We start from the raw sequence: 16,160 nt of genomic DNA, 5'->3' as shown, positions 1-16,160 counted from the left end.
GTGTTTTTCTTCCGTTTGTTGTGAAAAATTGCTCAAGTGACCGGGTTTTTGTATTATACAATCATAACCGACAAACCGTTACAAGAAGAAAAAGGTGTGAAGATGATTGGCCATTTACGCATTAAGTGATTTGCATTTATCTTTTAACAGGGAAGTCAGTTTGTATGACATTGATCCGGAAAAAGACATCGATAAACCGATGGATGTGTTTGGATGGGATCGGCACTATCATCAAATTCGCGATCATTGGTTAAATACTGTCAATCCGGAAGATACCGTTTTGATTCCCGGGGATATCAGCTGGGCGATGAAACTGGAAGTGGCCCGTTACGATTTTGGCTGGATCCATCAGCTTCCCGGCAAAAAAGTGCTGTCGCCGGGAAATCATTGTTATTACGCCCAGAGCAAAAAGAAAGTCCGCCAGATGCTCCCGGAAGGCATGGAGTGGATTGATGCCGATTATACGCTGGTGGAAGGAAAAGTGGTTGCCGGCACGAGAGGCTGGACGCTGCCGGGAGATAAGTTTTACAACGAAGAAGAAGACCGGAAAATTTATGAGCGCCAAGTGGGAAGGCTGGAGATCGCTTTGGGCATGGCGGAGCGTGAACATCCGGATAAAGAAAAAATCGTGATGCTTCATTATCCTCCGGTCACGCCGATGGCCAGCGAATCGGGATTTATGGATCTCATGAAGAAATATGGCGTGAAACTGTGCGTTTATGGTCATTTGCACGGCAGGGCGCAAGAAGACGCGATGGAAGGAAATGTCGACGGAATCGAATTGCGCTTGGTTTCATGCGATGCCGTCGGGTTTTGCCCGGTGAAGATTTGGGATTGATGACGCAAAAGCAACGGAACAGGAAAGTCCGTTGCTTTTTTATTTGCAGATCAAACTTCCAGCCTGATCCGGCTTTGGATCAAATCGGTCAGTTGTCCGCTTTGGATGAGGCGGTCGGCCCATTCAATTTCCCGGTAACCTTCCCGGTCTTTTTCCAAGGGAGGGATCGATTGGCGCAGCAGATCGTAAGCCAGCTGAGTGCTTCTGCCCGGTTTTTTCGACTGAAATTCCAAGGCTTGGGCGGCACACAGATATTCGATGGCCAGCACTTTGCGGGTGTTTTCGATCACATGCCGGCATTTTCGGGCACTGATCGATCCCATGCTGACGTGGTCCTCCTGATTGCCGGAGGAGGGGATGGAATCGACGGAGGCCGGATGCGCCAAGGTTTTGTTTTCCGAAACCAGGGAAGCGGCGACATATTGAAAAATCATGTAACCGGAGTTTAAGCCCCCGTTCGGGACCAAAAACGCAGGGAGACCGCTGAGTTGCGGATTGACGAGCCTTTCCGTGCGGCGTTCGGAGATGTTGGCGATCTCGGCCATCGCCATGGTTAAGAAATCCAAAGCCAAAGCAAGGGGCTGCCCGTGAAAATTCCCTCCGGAGACGACTTCTTCTTCATCAGCGAAAAGAAGCGGATTGACGAGCCTTTCCGTGCGGCGTTCGGAGATGTTGGCGATCTCGGCCATCGCCATGGTTAAGAAATCCAAAGCCAAAGCAAGGGGCTGCCCGTGAAAATTCCCTCCGGAGACGACTTCTTCTTCATCAGCGAAAAGAAGCGGATTGTCGGTTGCGGCATTCATTTCCCGGAGCACAATCTTTTCGACATAATGGAAGGCGTCTTTGGAAGCGCCGTGCACTTGCGGGATGCAACGAAGACTGTAGGCATCCTGAACCCGTTTTTTCCCGGGCTTGCTGATGCATTCGCTGTCTTGAAGCAGTTTGCGCAAGTTATCCGCGGTGACCATTTGGCCGGATTGCCCGCGCACTTGTTGCAAGCGGGGATGAAAGGCATGCGGGATGCCTTCCAATGCTTCCAAAGTCATGCAAGAAATAATGTCTGCAGCCAGCAAAAGTTTTTTGGCTTCCATTACGGCCAAGGCTCCGAGGCTGCACATCATTTGCGTTCCATTGATGAAGGCCAGCCCCTCCTTGGCTTCCAGTTTGAGCGGCGACAGGCCGATTTCTTTCAATACATCCGACGCGGGCCTTCGTTTTCCCTGATACATGACTTCCCCCTTTCCCAAAAGCGGAAGGCACATGTGGGCGAGAGGGACCAGATCTCCGCTGGCACCGAGCGACCCTTGCGAAGGGATGACCGGATACACTTCCCGGTTCAACAACGTCACCAGAGCTTGCACCGTGGAAGGGCGGATTCCGGAATAACCTTTGGCCAAAGCGTTGATCCGAAGTAGCATCATTCCGCGAACCACCGGCTCCGAAAGCGGTTCACCCGTCCCGCAGGCATGGCTTTGGATTAAATGGTGTTGAAGCCGTGAAGCCTGGCCGGGATCGATGAAACGGCTGCATAACCGGCCAAATCCGGTGGTGATCCCGTAAACCGCTTCTCTTTTTTGAATCAACCGCTTGACAAAATCCCGGGAAGCTTGCATCCGTTTGATGGCTTCATTGTCCAATGTAACCGGGGTTTTTTTAAAAACAACAGCTGAAAATTGATAAAAATTCAATCCATCCCCTTTAATTTTTACTGTTTGGCTCGCTGTCATTTTATCGCTTTCTCCTTTCATTGTATTATAGTGATCAAGAGAAAGGAGGGTTGGGGAGAATCCCAACCCTCCTTTCATTTGAAGTATTTTTATTATATTTCTATAAAGAAAAGAATGAGCCTGCACCATCTTGGAGAAAGGAGAATACAATGAATTGATCTGAAACAGAAAAGAGGCTGGCAAAGATGGCATGTTCCGGACGGAATATTTTAATCAACGGAGGCTTTCAAAAAGGAAGTGCTCCATGGACGGGAAAACGGATACGCCGGATGAAAAACCCTCTTCGCGCCGGGGATTATTCCATGTGGATGGGGGCAACGAGGGCAGGGGGCGATTCCATCTTGAAACAGACCATTCGCGGTCCTTTCGAAAGAGGTTGTGCTTATTATCTGTACTTTCGCCTGCTGAACGTGACCCCTCCGCAAAGCAAAGCAGAGTTGTATGCCGCGGTTGCTTATTTAGACGAAAAGCGGCAGATGATCCGATCCACTCCGCTTCTCATTCGTCCTCCTTACTTGGGAAACAAATGGTATTCGTATTTTACCATTGTCCCGTCTCCTCCTTTAAACGCCCGGTATGTTTCGGTGGTGTTCTTGCTCAGAAAAGGCTTGTTGTTTGTGGATTATATCCGTTTGGCTTCGCATGACATTTGACGGAAAGGTTCCATGACAGGTATAATGTTTTCGCTTTTCAGAAAAAGCTACTCTTTAAGAGATAGCTTTTTGTTTTTGTAGAAAAGATCGGATGAATTAGGTATACTGAAACGTGCTAAAATGAAACAATACAGGTCTTTTTCAAGGGACATCAATGGCAAGAGGATACATAGAAATGACGGGGGTGCTGATATGGTGAAAATCTTGGCTGTTCCCGGCAGCTTGACGGAAGATTCGACCACCCACAAAGCAGTGGCGATTGTGGCTGAAGCTGCAAGGCAAACCGGAGCCGAAGTGGAAATCTTTGATTTGCGAAAGTATCCGCTTCCCATTTATGATGCCCGCTCCGATGAATCGACGTATCCGGAAAATGTTCACCGGTTTAAACAAAAGATGTTGGAAGCTGAAGGATATATCCTGGCTTCCCCTGAATATCACGGTTCGGTCTCGGGTGTGTTGAAAAATGCACTGGATTTTATCGGAGCGAGAGAATTGGAAGGAAAATTTGTTGCACTGTTGGGAACTTCGGGAGGAGCCTTGGGAGCCACCAATACCTTAAACACCTTAAACATCATCTGCCGGACATTGCATGCCTGGCCGTTGCCATCCATGCCGTCTGTTCCTCAGGCTTACCAGGCATTTCATCCGGATGGCTCGTTGAAAGACGAAAAGCTGGAAAGGCGTCTGAAGAGTTTGGGTGTTGAGCTGGTCAAAACGATCGAGCGGCATTGTGCGTGTATGAATAAGGATAGATAGGGGGCCTCTTCATGCCTACACCAAGCATGGAAGATTATTTGGAAAACATTTATAAGTTGATTGAACAAAAAGGTTATGCACGGGTTTCGGATATCGCCGAGGCTTTAGAGGTTCACCCTTCTTCTGTAACTAAGATGGTGCAAAAACTGGACCAAAATAAATATTTGGTTTATGAGAAATATCGTGGTTTGATTCTCACGCCGAAAGGGAAAAAGATTGGAAAGCGCTTAATGGACCGGCATGATCTCTTGGAACAATTCTTGCGATTGATCGGAGTCAGTGAAGATAAAATTTATCAGGATGTCGAGGGCATTGAACATCACTTGAGCTGGGACTCGATCACATGCATCGAAAACCTTGTGGAGTACCTGGAAAAGAATCCGGAATTGGTCAAGTTTCTCCATTCGTTGAAAAAAGAAGAGCAAGTGGATTCAAAACCCTAAAAACCTTGGACATGTTTCCAGGGTTTTTTTCAACTGAGAGACATATTTATGGGAAAAGGAGAATTTTTTCAGGAGGGATCGTATGTGGGCTGATGCTGTGTTTGAAGGCGGCGGTGTCAAAGGAATCGGGCTGGTGGGGGCTTTGTCTGTCGCTGAAAGCAACGGTTATCGCTGGAAAAAAGTTGCCGGTTCTTCGGCTGGTTCGATCATCGCCACGTTGATTGCTTCCGGCTACACCGCCCAAGAAATGGCTGAAATCATGATGGAAAAAGATTTCAGTGATTTTTTGACCCCGAAATGGCCGGAATATTTGCCGTATGTGGGATCCGCCATCCGGTTGTGGTTTAAAAAAGGATTGTTTTCCGGGAATGAATTAGAGAAATGGATTGCCCGGCTCCTCGAGCAAAAAGGGGTATATACGTTTAAAGACTTATCCCGGGAAACGGAGCTTCACATCATTGCTTCAGACATCACGCGGGGACAACTGTTGGTCTTGCCACGGGATTTGGAGGATTATGGCTATCAGGCGGAATATTTTTCGGTGGCCAGAGTGGTTCGCATGAGTTGCAGCATTCCGTTCTTTTTTGATCCGGTGAAATTAACGTACAAACCGACAGGGGAGACTTGCTACATCGTCGACGGAGGCGTGTTGAGCAACTTTCCGGTCTGGCTGTTTGACAAGGAGAATCCCCGTTGGCCCACTTTCGGTTTCCGGTTGTTTTCCGAAAAAGATCATGAGTTTAACAAGATTTCCGGTCCGTTTTCCATGTTGCTTTCCCTGTTTTTTACCATGTTGGAGGCCCATGACAACCGTTATATTGAGGAATTGGAGCAAGTGCGTTCAATCCAGGTTCCTTCCTTGGATGTCAAATTGACTGATTTTTCATTATCGAAAGAAAAAAAGAGGGAATTGTTCTTGTCCGGGGTCAAAGCGGCCGAACTCTTTTTCAACCATTGGACATTCGACGAATATTTGAAAGCAAGGGGCAAGCGAAACAGTCTCCGGAAAAAACGCACGGATCAAGCGGGAAGCTGACAAAAACAAGTCTGAATATTTTAAAATCCACCCCGGAGTCAAGGCCCCCGGCGGATGAGGGCCTGACTTATTTTTTATTTCCGTTGATGACTTGAAACCGGTGTTTTTTACGCTTTTTTTTCGGCGGCTTTTTAGAGGCGCGGGGGCGGGAAGGGCTGACGAGGCGGATGAACCAGCGGGGAGGCGCCTTGTAAAAATACCAGACCAACCCGATGACAAGCACCGGGATGATAAAAGATGTGGGAGAATGGACAAGTCTAGAGATCAAACCGATGGCGGCAAGCCCCAAAATCAGATAATACCATGGAAATTGCGTTCGCCTTGGCACTTTGTAGCCTCCTTTTAATGTATTGGAGAGTTCACCGGGGGTTTCAACGGGGAAGCGGGTGTTTTCTGTTTTTCCAAAAGCGCATCCATTTCCCGCATGCGTTCAAAGGCTTTGATGGCCACTTCCACCTGATCATCGGTCGGTTCTTTGGTCGTCAGTTTTTGCAGCCATAGTCCCGGATAGCCCAAATATTTGAGAACCGGCAAATGGCGCAGAGAATTGGTGAATCTTAACCATTCATAAGATAATCCGATCACCACCGGAATCAAAAGAATCCGGATTCCGATTCTTTCCCATACATTGTCATAACTGAAAAATGAATAGACAATGACTCCGATGATAATGGTGAAAACCAAAAAGCTGCTTCCGCACCGGTAATGAAGCGTGGAATATTTTTGCACGTTTTCCACGGTTAAATTCTCTCCGTGTTCAAAGGCGCTGATCACTTTGTGTTCCGCCCCGTGATATTGAAAAACGCGTTTGACAAGCGGAGTTTGGGAAACGGCCCAGAGATAGCCCAACAGCAAAAAGGTTTTGATGGCACCTTCGATCAAGTTTTGCACGATGAGATTTTGGGTGAAACGGTCAAACAGGATGCTTGCCAGATAAGCGGGCAAAGCGGTGAAGATGACCTTCCCGATCAGAAAAGACAAAATCCCGATGAGGGTGATGCTCACGATCATTTCCCATTTGGATCCGGATTTCGGCTCTTCTTCTGTTTCTTCCAGTTCTTCGGGATCCAGATGATCCAGATCATACTTTTCGGAGGCATATTGCATATGTTTGGCCCCCAGTGCGCTGGATTCAATCAGCGAAACCAGCCCGCGGATGAATGGAAGATGTTTCAGCGGCTTCAGCCAAGCGATTTCATTTTTTTCTATTTCAAAGCACTCAATTTCTCCGTTTTTCCGCCGGATTGCCGTGACTTGTGCATAACGGCCGCCGAACATGACGCCTTCGATGACGGCTTGTCCGCCATAAGCGATTTTGTTTTCGGACACGAAAGGGTGCACCACCTTGTTTTTATGGAATGTTCACAGAAACAGAACGAATGCCGGACGAAGAGGCGGACACGCCACCGGACGGTCCGCTTCTTGCCGTTTGGAGTCCATTCTAACTTGAATTGGGCAAATGAGTAAATAGACAGAGAATGAATCTTACCAACGGTCCCCCTGCGGAATGTCCCAACCTTTGGGGTAAATGAGGTAGACGGTGCCGTTGGAGTGGTTGAGAAAAGCTTTTTCAAATGCTTCGCGCGGATAGGTGATGCGGACTTCCCCGTTGCTAGGGCCGGCCGGGTCATTGGTCAGGACATCCCCTTTTTCGTCAAAACCGCGAATCACCAGCAGATGCCCGTTGGAAGAGGGGATCGGGCTCCCGGGCAGTTCCCCTTTGCCATAAGCAATGCTGGCGATGACGGGGACACGGTGTGCGATCCATTGTTCCGCATCCGCCAGGCTTTTCAGCCGCACCACTTTGGCTTCCAGCCCTGCCGAAGCGGCATAGGCCGTGTTAAAAGCCCAGTTTCCCCCTCCGTCATAAACATAATCCCACACTTTGTGACAACCTGTGGTACGGGTTGATCCCAACCGGGTTGATTCATCACTTTTGCCCAATAAGCCATCACCATGGAAACAGAGGTGGGGGAACACCAGACTTCTCCGCCGTCCGGATAAACCATTTGGGAACGCATGGGAACATCCAATGCGCTGGTCAAGCCGGTTCCGGGCACTTGGCCGGGCTCATCTTTGCCGGAGGCAACCGAGAGGCCCAAGGAAGTCAGGACGGGGCTTCGGCCGGGCTCGGTCGTAAAGAGGGTGACCCGGGCTTGAACGGCTGAAACCGTCTGATTTAAAACCAGCGTGTCAACAGAAACCCGTCCGAATTCATCTGATTGGCCGCTGACCGAATGGCGCCGGAAAGGAAGGTCGTTTTCATGCCAAACCCCCATGCTGTACCACGAACTCCAGCGGTTTCCGCTTTGGACGCGAAGCTCCACTTCGATCCAAGTGTTTAAAGGGGTGTTGGCTTCCCATGAGGCGATCGATTCAAGAAAATTCTCATTAATCACAGGAGAAGTCCATGTACCGTAATAGTAAGTGCCGGAATGGTATTTTCCGGATGTGTCCGTTCCTTGTTTGAGATGAGCGGGATGTAAACGAAGCGCAACACCGTCGTAAAAAGTGCCGTCAAAGTTTCCATGGTGAAGTCCGGATGCAAGAGAAATGAACCGTTTGTGGCTGACGGAGGCGCTTGCGGCAAAGACAGCGGAAGGTATAAAGGACAAGACAAGTAAAACAATAAAAAGGGTGGAAAAAAAACGGAGCAAAATGAGGATCCCTCCCAGACTTTTTTGATTAAACAATTCGATTTTTAAAGGGGTTTTCCTCTTCTCCGGGAAGAAACGTAGACAAAAAAACGGGATCATGGGAAAATATAATATTGCGAAGAAATGACTTCTCCTCTGTGGTACAATACGAATATCTACATAACACCAATTGCGGGGCGTTTATCCGTTAAAAAGGGGGAACAGGATGATACGGCGAATTCAACGTTTGCGCGAAGAGATGGCGGCAAAAGGCCTGGAAGCCATTCTGATCAGCCATCCAATCAACCGGCGCTATATGACAGGTTTCACGGGAACGGCGGGAGTTGCTTTGCTGACGGAGAAAGAAGCTATGTTCATTACCGACTTCCGGTATGTGGCCCAAGTCAAAGAACAATGTCCGGATTATACATTGGTCCGGCACGAAGGAAACATTTTCGATGAGGTGGCGGCTTGCTGCAAAAAACTGGGGATTCAACAGCTGGCTTTTGAACAGGATCATTTGACCTATGCCCAAGTGTCCAAGCTGAAGGCACGGTTGAATTCCATCCGCCTGGAGCCGGTCAGCGGACTTATCGAAAAGCTTCGTCTGGTCAAAGAACCCGAGGAGCTTTTGCTGATCAAAGAAGCGGCCAAAATTGCGGATCGTGCTTTTGAACAGATCTTGCAACAGATCCGCCCCGGTATGACGGAAAAGGAAGTGGCTCTGCGTTTGGAAGTGATCATGAGGGAACACGGGGCAACTTCTTCCTCCTTTGACACCATTGTCGCATCCGGTTGGCGCTCGGCTCTCCCCCACGGGGTTGCCAGTGACAAAGTGATTGAAAAAGGGGATCTTGTCACATTGGATTTCGGAGCTTATTATCAAGGATATGCGTCCGATATCACCCGCACCGTCATGATGGGCAAACCCACCGAGAAACAAAAAGAAATTTATCAAATTGTCCTGGAAGCGAACAAAAAGGCGATTGCCGGGGTTCAACCCGGCAAAACCGGGAAAGAAGTGGATGCCATCGCCCGCAATTACATTAAAGAGCATGGTTATGGAGATTATTTCGGACACAGCACCGGCCATGGCTTGGGAATGGAAGTCCATGAGGAGCCGCTCGTTTCCACGAGGGGAGAAGAAGCACTGGTTCCGGGAATGGTGATCACCATTGAACCGGGTATTTACATTCCTGATTTGGGTGGCGTTCGGATTGAAGACGATCTGATTGTTACCGAATCCGGATATGAAAACATCACAAACGTTTCCAAAGAAATCATCATGATTCATTAAAGTTTGGGAGGAAAAGAAGGATGATCAGTGTCAACGATTTTCGTACAGGATTAACCATTGAACTGGACAACGATGTTTGGCAAGTGATGGAATTTCAACATGTGAAGCCGGGTAAAGGCGCGGCGTTTGTCCGTTCCAAATTGCGCAATTTGCGAAATGGAAACATCCAGGAACGCACCTTCCGGGCTGGTGAGAAAGTTCCCCGCGCGATGGTGGAAACACGTGAAATGCAGTACTTGTATGAAAGCGGCGGCGAATATACCTTTATGGATAACGAAACCTATGAGCAAATCACCTTGCCGAAGGAACGGCTGGAGTATGAACTCAACTTTTTGAAAGAAAACATGAACATCCAAATCATGGTTTACAAAGGGGAAACCATCGGAATCCAATTGCCCAACACCGTGGAGTTGGAAGTGGTGGAAACCGAACCCGGAATCAAGGGAGACACGGCCACCGGCGGAAGCAAACCGGCAAAATTGTCCACCGGGTTTACCGTGCAGGTTCCCTTGTTCATCAATGAGGGAGACCGTCTCATCATTGATACGCGCAGTGGTGAGTATGTATCCCGTGCCTGAGGGGAAGATGAGACCTCTGTAGCTTTGCTATGGGGGTTTTATCCGTTTTTTAAAGGATTATTTGAAGCAAAGGATGGGATAACATGAGGATCGTATCCATTGAACCGACCCCCAGTCCCAACGTGATGAAGTTAAATATGGATGAGGCGCTTCCGGACGGAGTCAGTTACAATTTTTCCAAGAAGAAAGCGGATGAAGCGCCGGACCACATCCGGGAGCTGCTGGCGATTGACGGAGTGACAAGCGTTTTTCAGGTATCGGACTTTTTGTCTTTGGAACGGCATCCCAAAGCGGATTGGCCGGCGGTTTTGGCCGAAGCGCGCAAAATCCTCGGGGAGGCCGAAGGCAAAAGTGAAGGACAGAGTGAACAAACGGTGGAGGAAGAATCGTCTTCTTTCGGGGAAATCACGGTTTTAATTCAAAAGTTGAAAGAGATCCCCATGCAAGTGAAACTGTTGAAAGACGGGGAAGAGTATCGTTTTGGATTGCCGGATCGCTTTAAAGAAGCAGTGATGAAAGTCCAGGGAACGACCTCCAATTTGATTTTTGAACGGCAATGGGTTGAACAAAAGCCGCGATACGGGGAGATTGAAGAAGTCGGAAACCAAATCGTGGAAGAAATTTCTGCCGCCTATGACAAAGAGCGGCTGGAAAATCTGGTGAAACGGGCGTTTTCCGGGGAGACGGAGACAAAAGATAAAGGAATCAGCCGGGAAGAAGTGGAAAAAGCATTCACTTCTCCAAAGTGGGAAAAACGGTATGCTGCTTTGGAACAATTTGAACCGGAACTCGGGGATCTTGATTTGCTGGAAAAAGCGCTGAAAGACGAAAAGCCGGCAATTCGCCGCCTGGCCGTGGTGTATCTCGGGTTTTTGGAAGATGAGCGGGTGCTTCCGTATCTGGAAGAAGCCCTGAAGGACCGATCGGCCATTGTCCGCCGCACAGCCGGCGATACGATGTCGGATCTGGGGAATCCCAAAGCCATTCCGGCGATGTGTGAAGCGTTGAAAGATCCGAACAAACTGGTGCGCTGGCGTGCCGCCCGGTTTTTGTTTGAGGTCGGCGATGAAAGCGCGATTCCTGCTTTGGAAGAAGCTGTGAATGACGCCGAATTCGAAGTGCGGTTACAAGCCCAAATGGCTTTGGAACGCATTAAGCGGGGAGAAGAAGCCAGCGGAACGGTTTGGCAGCAAATGATGAAGCGGATGGAAGAAGAAAAAAAATAAAACACGGCGCGGATTTTTTTCCTGAAGAAGGCAGAAAGCGGATGGATGCTCAGAGTATGAACATCTCATCCGCTTTTTTTATCTTCATGGCGTTTCTAATCTCCGCCCGGACACCGGTTCTTTCCGGACTACACCGCTTTTTGGGATCCCCGTTTTTTTAGATGGCCGGACGGAAGCGGACGATGCCGTAAGTTCCGGAACATGAGATGATACATAAATGCCCCGGTAAAAGCAATCAAACCCAAAATGGCAAAGGTCCACGGATATCCCACCCATGCCGACAAGGGAATGGCGGCGGGAGCAATGGTTTTTCCGATGGAAAACCGGAGACTGGCCGCGGCAAAATATTGTCCGCGCATGGACTCCGGAGCCAGTTTCGAAATAAAGCTGTCCTGCAATCCGACCACCAGGATTTCAGCGATGGTAAAAATAAAAATGGCCAAAAAGGCGAGCCACCACAGATGTGTCATGCCAAGTAAAATCATGGAAAGGCCGTACAGCAGAGACGAGGTGACAAAAACGTTCTTTTCGTGAAAAGAGCGGATCATTTTGGTGATCCAAACCGTAAAAAGAACCACCATCAAACCGTTTTCCGTAATCAGCCAACTGAAAAATCCAGCGCCTCCCGTTTCGACTTTGAAAGAACCCCATTGAAGCAGGGTTTGAACCGGAATGGATTCTGTGACATAAACGGCAATGATCAAATCCAGTTGCATGAAGGTTTGGGAAACCAGGATGCCTGCCAGGATAAAAAGCATGAAGTTAAAGTCGGAAAAAATAATCCGGTAGTCCCGCAAATTTTGTTTGGCAAATGCAATCCATCTCCCGTTTCCGGACGCAGGGGCGTTTCCTTCCCGGAGCCGGGCCGTTTCCCGGACATATTTTTGGATCAAAACAGATAAAAACAGAGTGGCCAGGCCCGATGCCAGCAACAATTCAAACCGGTGTTGAAAAAAGAAAAATCCGCCCAAGACCGGTCCGACGACCACGGCCAGATTGGACGCGGTGTAAAAGGTGGCAAAAACCTGGTTCCGGTTCTCTTCGGCCACCACATCCGCGATCATGGCGTGACTTGCCGGCCAATAAATGGATTGAAACGCCCCTAAAACGGTAAAGCAGACAAATGACCAACCCGGTGAGGAAAACCAAGGCGAATTGGCCAATGCAAAGGAGAAAAAGGTGACGGCTTCCCCGACGGAGGCGATAACCATCATTTTTTTCCGTCCGTAGCGATCGGCACAATAACCTCCGGCCAGATTGGCCAGGACACTTACCAATTGCGACAGAATCAACGAGATCCCGGCGGTTTTTTTCCCGTAAGCGTCGGCGAAGAATATGGACATAAACGGGATATACATCCAAAAAAGGATGTGAATCAGCCCTTCTCCGAAGAGCCGGACTTTTAAATTTTGGTCCCAATCTCGAATTCGCACAGCACTCCCCCTTATAAAAAGAAAAAGAAGCCACAGGCAAGAAAATCCTTACCCATGGCTTCTTTTGGAGATAAAAGTCCCAGCAAAAGAAGAATTTATCCGTCATCGGGGCGGAAAGGATTTAATTTGCCTACAGGGGCCTTGCCTTGATGGATCTGTTTGATCACCGGTTTTTTCAGGGGAAACACGTCCGCAATTTGCAGATTTTTCATAATCCTTTCCGCCTCCTTGATTTTTTTGAAAATGATGTACTTTTATTTTAGTGAAAGATCAAACCGGTTGCAATCTTTTTTTACCGGATTCAAAAAAGCCATTTCAAAAGCCGGAGCAAAAAAGCCGTGATTCCTGCGGCCATCAAAGGGCCGACCGGAATGCCGCGCATAAACAAAATGCCGAAGATGGAGCCGATCACAAGCCCCACGATGAGTTGCGGATCCACTTTTAAAAGGTCCAATCCCTTTCCGTTCATATATGTAGCCAAGGCCCCGCCAATGAGTGCCAAAATCCCGGGAAGCGTGATAAAAACGGATAGAACATCTTTGCTTTGGATTCGTCCGGAAGCAAAAGGGACCAAAACGGAAATGGTTAAAAATAACAATCCGAATTCCAGCCCTCTTCGTTCCAAAGCAGGGAAGTACCGCTCCAAATGAATCAATTTAAGAATGAGCAACAAACTGGATGCCGTTGCGATCAACGGCGATCGTCCGATGACGCCAATGATGATAAGGGTCACTAAAAGAAGATCGGGATTCATTCGGTTAACCCCTGTCCTGTCAAGTTTGTACTAAAAATATGTGGGACAGGGTTGATTTATGAATGTTTAAGTGCGGGGGTCGCCCGGCCGGAAGGTATCGGCCCGAAGGCCTCTGCGCAAGCATTCCAGTGACAGGATGTCATGGGGTGAAATGTTTCCCAGATTGGCATTCGGGCCGAGGAGATGAAGAAGTTGGATTTGCTGATGGGTTTGGGGGGCTTCCCATAAAATGGTGTCGGGATCGGTTTGGTTCCGGATGTATTCCAGCATGGACCGGCGGATTTGCCCGTTTTCATCATAGATCCCGACATTTTTTCCTGATTCTCTTCCTTCCACGATCACAAAGGCGGCTCCCGCCTCCCGGTCCCGTTCATAGATGTTTGAAAACGATTTCAAATCAAGGGGGACGCCTGATGCTTTTTTTCCGATTTCAGTGATGACGCGAAAACCCATTTCTTGCCCCAGTTGGATCAGGCGGGAGCGCTCGGCCGGGGAAAATTCCATCAATCCGTCGGAAACTTCAATCCATTCAAACCCTAATCCGGCGAGGGTCTCCAAGTACGGTTGGAGCTTATTTTGGGCATGGGCAATTTCCAAAAATGTGCCGCCCGGGTAAATGGATACATTGGATTGCCGGGCGAGTTCTATTTTTTTGCGTAAGATACCGGGCGGAGTGATTCCGGCGGTGCCAAAGCCCAACTTGAGAAAATCAATATATTCGCCGGCGAGCTGGAGCAAATCGCAAAAAGCGCTCAACCCCAACCCCTTGTCAATCACCATGGTCAAACCGTTCTGACGGGGTTTTGGCGGGCGCTTTCGGGATGAAACGAGTGCATCCGGCCATAATGACTGATTCATGGATTTCGCCTCCTGAAATGAATTACATCTTATTTTTATGCGCGGCGAATCCGCATGTAACACTTCAGACAGGCGAAAGCTTCTTTTTCCGCAGCAACAACCGGGTTCTTCCGTCTTTTCCCCGCAACCGCTGAGGACGGTCGATAAATTTCCGGGTCAGGAAAATCATGACAAACAATATGGCTGCCAGCCCGAGAAACAAAAGATACGGATGGGATGACAAAGCGCCGAAAACCGGCGGGCCGAGGGCCACTCCGAAAAAGCGGACGCTGTTGTATAACGAAGTGATGATACCGCGCTCCTGCATGCCGACGGCGGAGGTGATCAACGTATTTAAACAGGGGAGGATCAATCCGCTTCCGATGCCGATGGCAAAAGAGCAGAGGATCAGCCAATAGACATTGGGCCACCAGGGAATGGCCGCAGTGGCGATGGTGGTGATGATCAAACCGATCACAATCAAATGATTCATCTGGTGCGTTTTTTCTTTGACATGAGTTCCCGTGAAGTATGCGGTTAAACACAAGGCGAGCAACGGGATGGCCAAAATAAACCCTTTGACCACGCCACCGATGCGGAAGGATTCCTCAAGGAAATCAGAGAGGTAAAACAAAACCCCGAACATGGTGAACATGATCAAAGACCCGGACAAAAAGGTAATGACAAGCCAGGAGCCCCTGCGTTGAAAGACTTGGCGGATATGTTGTTTGTATTCCCGCAAAGGTTGGGGCTTTTCTTTTTTGGACGGTTCTTCGATCACTTTCCACAAGGCGATGGCCACCGGCACACACAAGAGAGGAAAAATAAAAAACATGGCATACCAGGTAATCAGTGCAATGAGTGAACCGAGAATGGGACTGATCACTTTCCCGAATGCGTTGGAGGCTTCCAAAATGCCAAGCGATTTACTCCGGGCTTGCCCTTGGTACAAATCCCCCAACAAGACCATGGCAATCGGAGCGGTTCCGGCGGCACCAATTCCCTGGATGATCCTTGAAATCAAAACCATGGTGTAAGATCCGCCTTGAACGATGGACGAAAAGCCGGCCAACAACCCCCCAAAGCCATATAAAAGCAAACTGTAAAAAACAATTTGTTTGCGGCCGATCCGGTCCGCCAGAATCCCGGCAACGGGAATGACGATGGCTGCAGGGATGGAAAACAAAGTAATGAGCAGGCTGACTTGGAATGAATTTACATTCAGTGCTTTTTCGGCTGTCGGCAATACCGGAATCAGCATCGAGTTTCCGATCACCATAATAAACGGAATGGTGCTTAATGTGAGTAAAACCGCAGAATCAGCCGCGGCATTTTTTTCTTTTGACGCCATTTGATGATGAGGCATTCGGTTCACCTCTTTTGTTTTTTATTGGTTTAGAATGTCCCGTTTTCCGAAAAAACTTGTTTCCATTTATTGATTTGTTTGTGTCTCCGGTGAAAAAGACACACTAAGGAAAAATCATCAGGGACGATGAGGTGATTGTATGTATGTCAACTTAAAACGGGATTTGTCTTATATTGAGGGACTTTTGGAAGGTGATGAAAATCACCGGGATCACGTGGAATCCAAAGCGTTGCACCGTCTGTTGGACATTGTGGATCAGTTGGTCGAGTCCGTTGAGCAATTGGACCGGCGACAGTCGGAATTGGAAGAATATGTGGAAGCCGTGGATGAAGATTTGAATGATCTGGAATTATTGGTTTATGACGATGAAGATGACGAAGAGTTTGATGAACCGGTGTATGTGGTTTGCCCCGAATGCGGGGAAGAAGTCGTGGTGGAAGCGGAAGATTTGGAAGACGACTCCATTGAACTTCTTTGTCCCAAGTGTAATACGGTGCTGGAATTACAAGACATACACGATGAAGAAGCCAAAGAAATCATGGATGGCGGGACGGACTGAAAAAGGGCGCCCCGCTCTTTT

The 16,160-nt window shown here is 48.6% G+C and carries 18 protein-coding genes; 9 read left to right on the top strand and 9 right to left on the bottom strand.

The window, feature by feature from the left end; genetic code table 11:
• The first annotated feature begins 106 nt into the window (after positions 1-106).
• Positions 107-838 (top strand): metallophosphoesterase, encoded by a 732-nt coding sequence (locus FA954_RS09125; RefSeq protein WP_037993900.1) that lies wholly within the window; start codon positions 107-109, stop codon positions 836-838.
• Positions 839-888: 50 nt separating this feature from the next.
• Here FA954_RS09125 and FA954_RS09120 read toward each other — a convergent pair whose 3' ends face one another.
• On the bottom strand, positions 889-2,565 hold the full coding sequence (locus FA954_RS09120) for an HAL/PAL/TAL family ammonia-lyase (RefSeq protein WP_138615029.1): 1,677 nt from the start codon (positions 2,563-2,565) through the stop codon (positions 889-891).
• Between the two features lie 185 nt (positions 2,566-2,750).
• On the opposite strand from FA954_RS09120, the gene FA954_RS09115 reads away from it, so the two are divergent.
• From FA954_RS09115 to FA954_RS09100, 4 genes are all read left to right on the top strand, one after another.
• Positions 2,751-3,218 (top strand): hypothetical protein, encoded by a 468-nt coding sequence (locus FA954_RS09115; protein WP_121874029.1) that lies wholly within the window; start codon positions 2,751-2,753, stop codon positions 3,216-3,218.
• A gap of 192 nt (positions 3,219-3,410) precedes the next feature.
• On the top strand, positions 3,411-3,974 hold the full coding sequence (locus FA954_RS09110) for an NADPH-dependent FMN reductase (protein WP_206759950.1): 564 nt from the start codon (positions 3,411-3,413) through the stop codon (positions 3,972-3,974).
• Between the two features lie 11 nt (positions 3,975-3,985).
• The gene (gene mntR / locus FA954_RS09105) at positions 3,986-4,417 is read left to right on the top strand and encodes a transcriptional regulator MntR (RefSeq protein ID WP_037993892.1); all 432 of its coding nucleotides are present in this window, start codon (positions 3,986-3,988) and stop codon (positions 4,415-4,417) included.
• Between the two features lie 82 nt (positions 4,418-4,499).
• On the top strand, positions 4,500-5,453 hold the full coding sequence (locus FA954_RS09100; protein WP_037993891.1) for a patatin-like phospholipase family protein: 954 nt from the start codon (positions 4,500-4,502) through the stop codon (positions 5,451-5,453).
• Positions 5,454-5,520: 67 nt separating this feature from the next.
• Here the strand turns inward: FA954_RS09100 and FA954_RS09095 are convergent, their stop codons facing one another.
• The 4 genes from FA954_RS09095 to FA954_RS13990 all read right to left on the bottom strand — a co-directional run bounded on the left by FA954_RS09095 (position 5,521) and on the right by FA954_RS13990 (position 8,110).
• The gene (locus FA954_RS09095) at positions 5,521-5,781 is read right to left on the bottom strand and encodes a hypothetical protein (protein ID WP_037993889.1); all 261 of its coding nucleotides are present in this window, start codon (positions 5,779-5,781) and stop codon (positions 5,521-5,523) included.
• Positions 5,782-5,795: 14 nt separating this feature from the next.
• On the bottom strand, positions 5,796-6,731 hold the full coding sequence (locus FA954_RS09090) for a DUF1385 domain-containing protein (protein ID WP_049720039.1): 936 nt from the start codon (positions 6,729-6,731) through the stop codon (positions 5,796-5,798).
• 207 nt (positions 6,732-6,938) lie between these two features.
• Entirely contained in the window at positions 6,939-7,337 is a 399-nt protein-coding gene (locus tag FA954_RS09085) for a C39 family peptidase (RefSeq protein WP_175413187.1), read from the bottom strand.
• Positions 7,244-8,110, bottom strand: coding sequence for a C39 family peptidase (locus FA954_RS13990; RefSeq protein WP_175413186.1), 867 nt, complete (start codon positions 8,108-8,110; stop codon positions 7,244-7,246). The genes FA954_RS09085 and FA954_RS13990 overlap by 94 nt, the downstream gene beginning before the upstream one ends.
• Before the next feature lie 208 nt (positions 8,111-8,318).
• Here FA954_RS13990 and FA954_RS09075 point away from each other — a divergent pair, with 208 nt between their 5' ends.
• From FA954_RS09075 to FA954_RS09065, 3 genes are all read left to right on the top strand, one after another.
• Positions 8,319-9,386, top strand: coding sequence for a M24 family metallopeptidase (locus FA954_RS09075; RefSeq protein WP_062843073.1), 1,068 nt, complete (start codon positions 8,319-8,321; stop codon positions 9,384-9,386).
• A gap of 20 nt (positions 9,387-9,406) precedes the next feature.
• Complete coding sequence (gene efp, locus FA954_RS09070; RefSeq protein ID WP_062842950.1) at positions 9,407-9,964, top strand: elongation factor P; 558 nt, start codon at positions 9,407-9,409, stop codon at positions 9,962-9,964.
• A gap of 83 nt (positions 9,965-10,047) precedes the next feature.
• The gene (locus FA954_RS09065; protein WP_049719932.1) at positions 10,048-11,190 is read left to right on the top strand and encodes a conserved virulence factor C family protein; all 1,143 of its coding nucleotides are present in this window, start codon (positions 10,048-10,050) and stop codon (positions 11,188-11,190) included.
• Between the two features lie 128 nt (positions 11,191-11,318).
• On the opposite strand, the gene FA954_RS09060 is transcribed toward FA954_RS09065, so the two are convergent.
• The 4 genes from FA954_RS09060 to FA954_RS09045 all read right to left on the bottom strand — a co-directional run bounded on the left by FA954_RS09060 (position 11,319) and on the right by FA954_RS09045 (position 15,580).
• Entirely contained in the window at positions 11,319-12,623 is a 1,305-nt protein-coding gene (locus tag FA954_RS09060) for an MDR family MFS transporter (RefSeq protein ID WP_138615026.1), read from the bottom strand.
• A 301-nt stretch (positions 12,624-12,924) separates the two neighbouring features.
• Complete coding sequence (locus FA954_RS09055; protein WP_037993879.1) at positions 12,925-13,377, bottom strand: DUF441 domain-containing protein; 453 nt, start codon at positions 13,375-13,377, stop codon at positions 12,925-12,927.
• Between the two features lie 66 nt (positions 13,378-13,443).
• Positions 13,444-14,235, bottom strand: a complete 792-nt coding sequence (gene comA / locus FA954_RS09050) for a phosphosulfolactate synthase (RefSeq protein WP_037993877.1) — start codon at positions 14,233-14,235, stop codon at positions 13,444-13,446.
• A gap of 64 nt (positions 14,236-14,299) precedes the next feature.
• Complete coding sequence (locus FA954_RS09045; protein ID WP_049719935.1) at positions 14,300-15,580, bottom strand: MFS transporter; 1,281 nt, start codon at positions 15,578-15,580, stop codon at positions 14,300-14,302.
• 139 nt (positions 15,581-15,719) lie between these two features.
• Between FA954_RS09045 and FA954_RS09040 the strand changes: the two genes are divergently transcribed.
• Positions 15,720-16,139 carry a CD1247 N-terminal domain-containing protein gene (locus FA954_RS09040; protein WP_049719936.1) on the top strand — a complete coding sequence of 140 codons (420 nt, stop codon included), beginning with the start codon at positions 15,720-15,722 and terminating at the stop codon, positions 16,137-16,139.
• Positions 16,140-16,160: the final 21 nt, after the last annotated feature.

This window comes from Thermoactinomyces vulgaris, from assembly GCF_005886755.1.
Lineage (GTDB): Bacteria > Bacillota > Bacilli > Thermoactinomycetales > Thermoactinomycetaceae > Thermoactinomyces > Thermoactinomyces vulgaris.
This window is presented reverse-complemented; position numbering and strand designations above follow the sequence as displayed.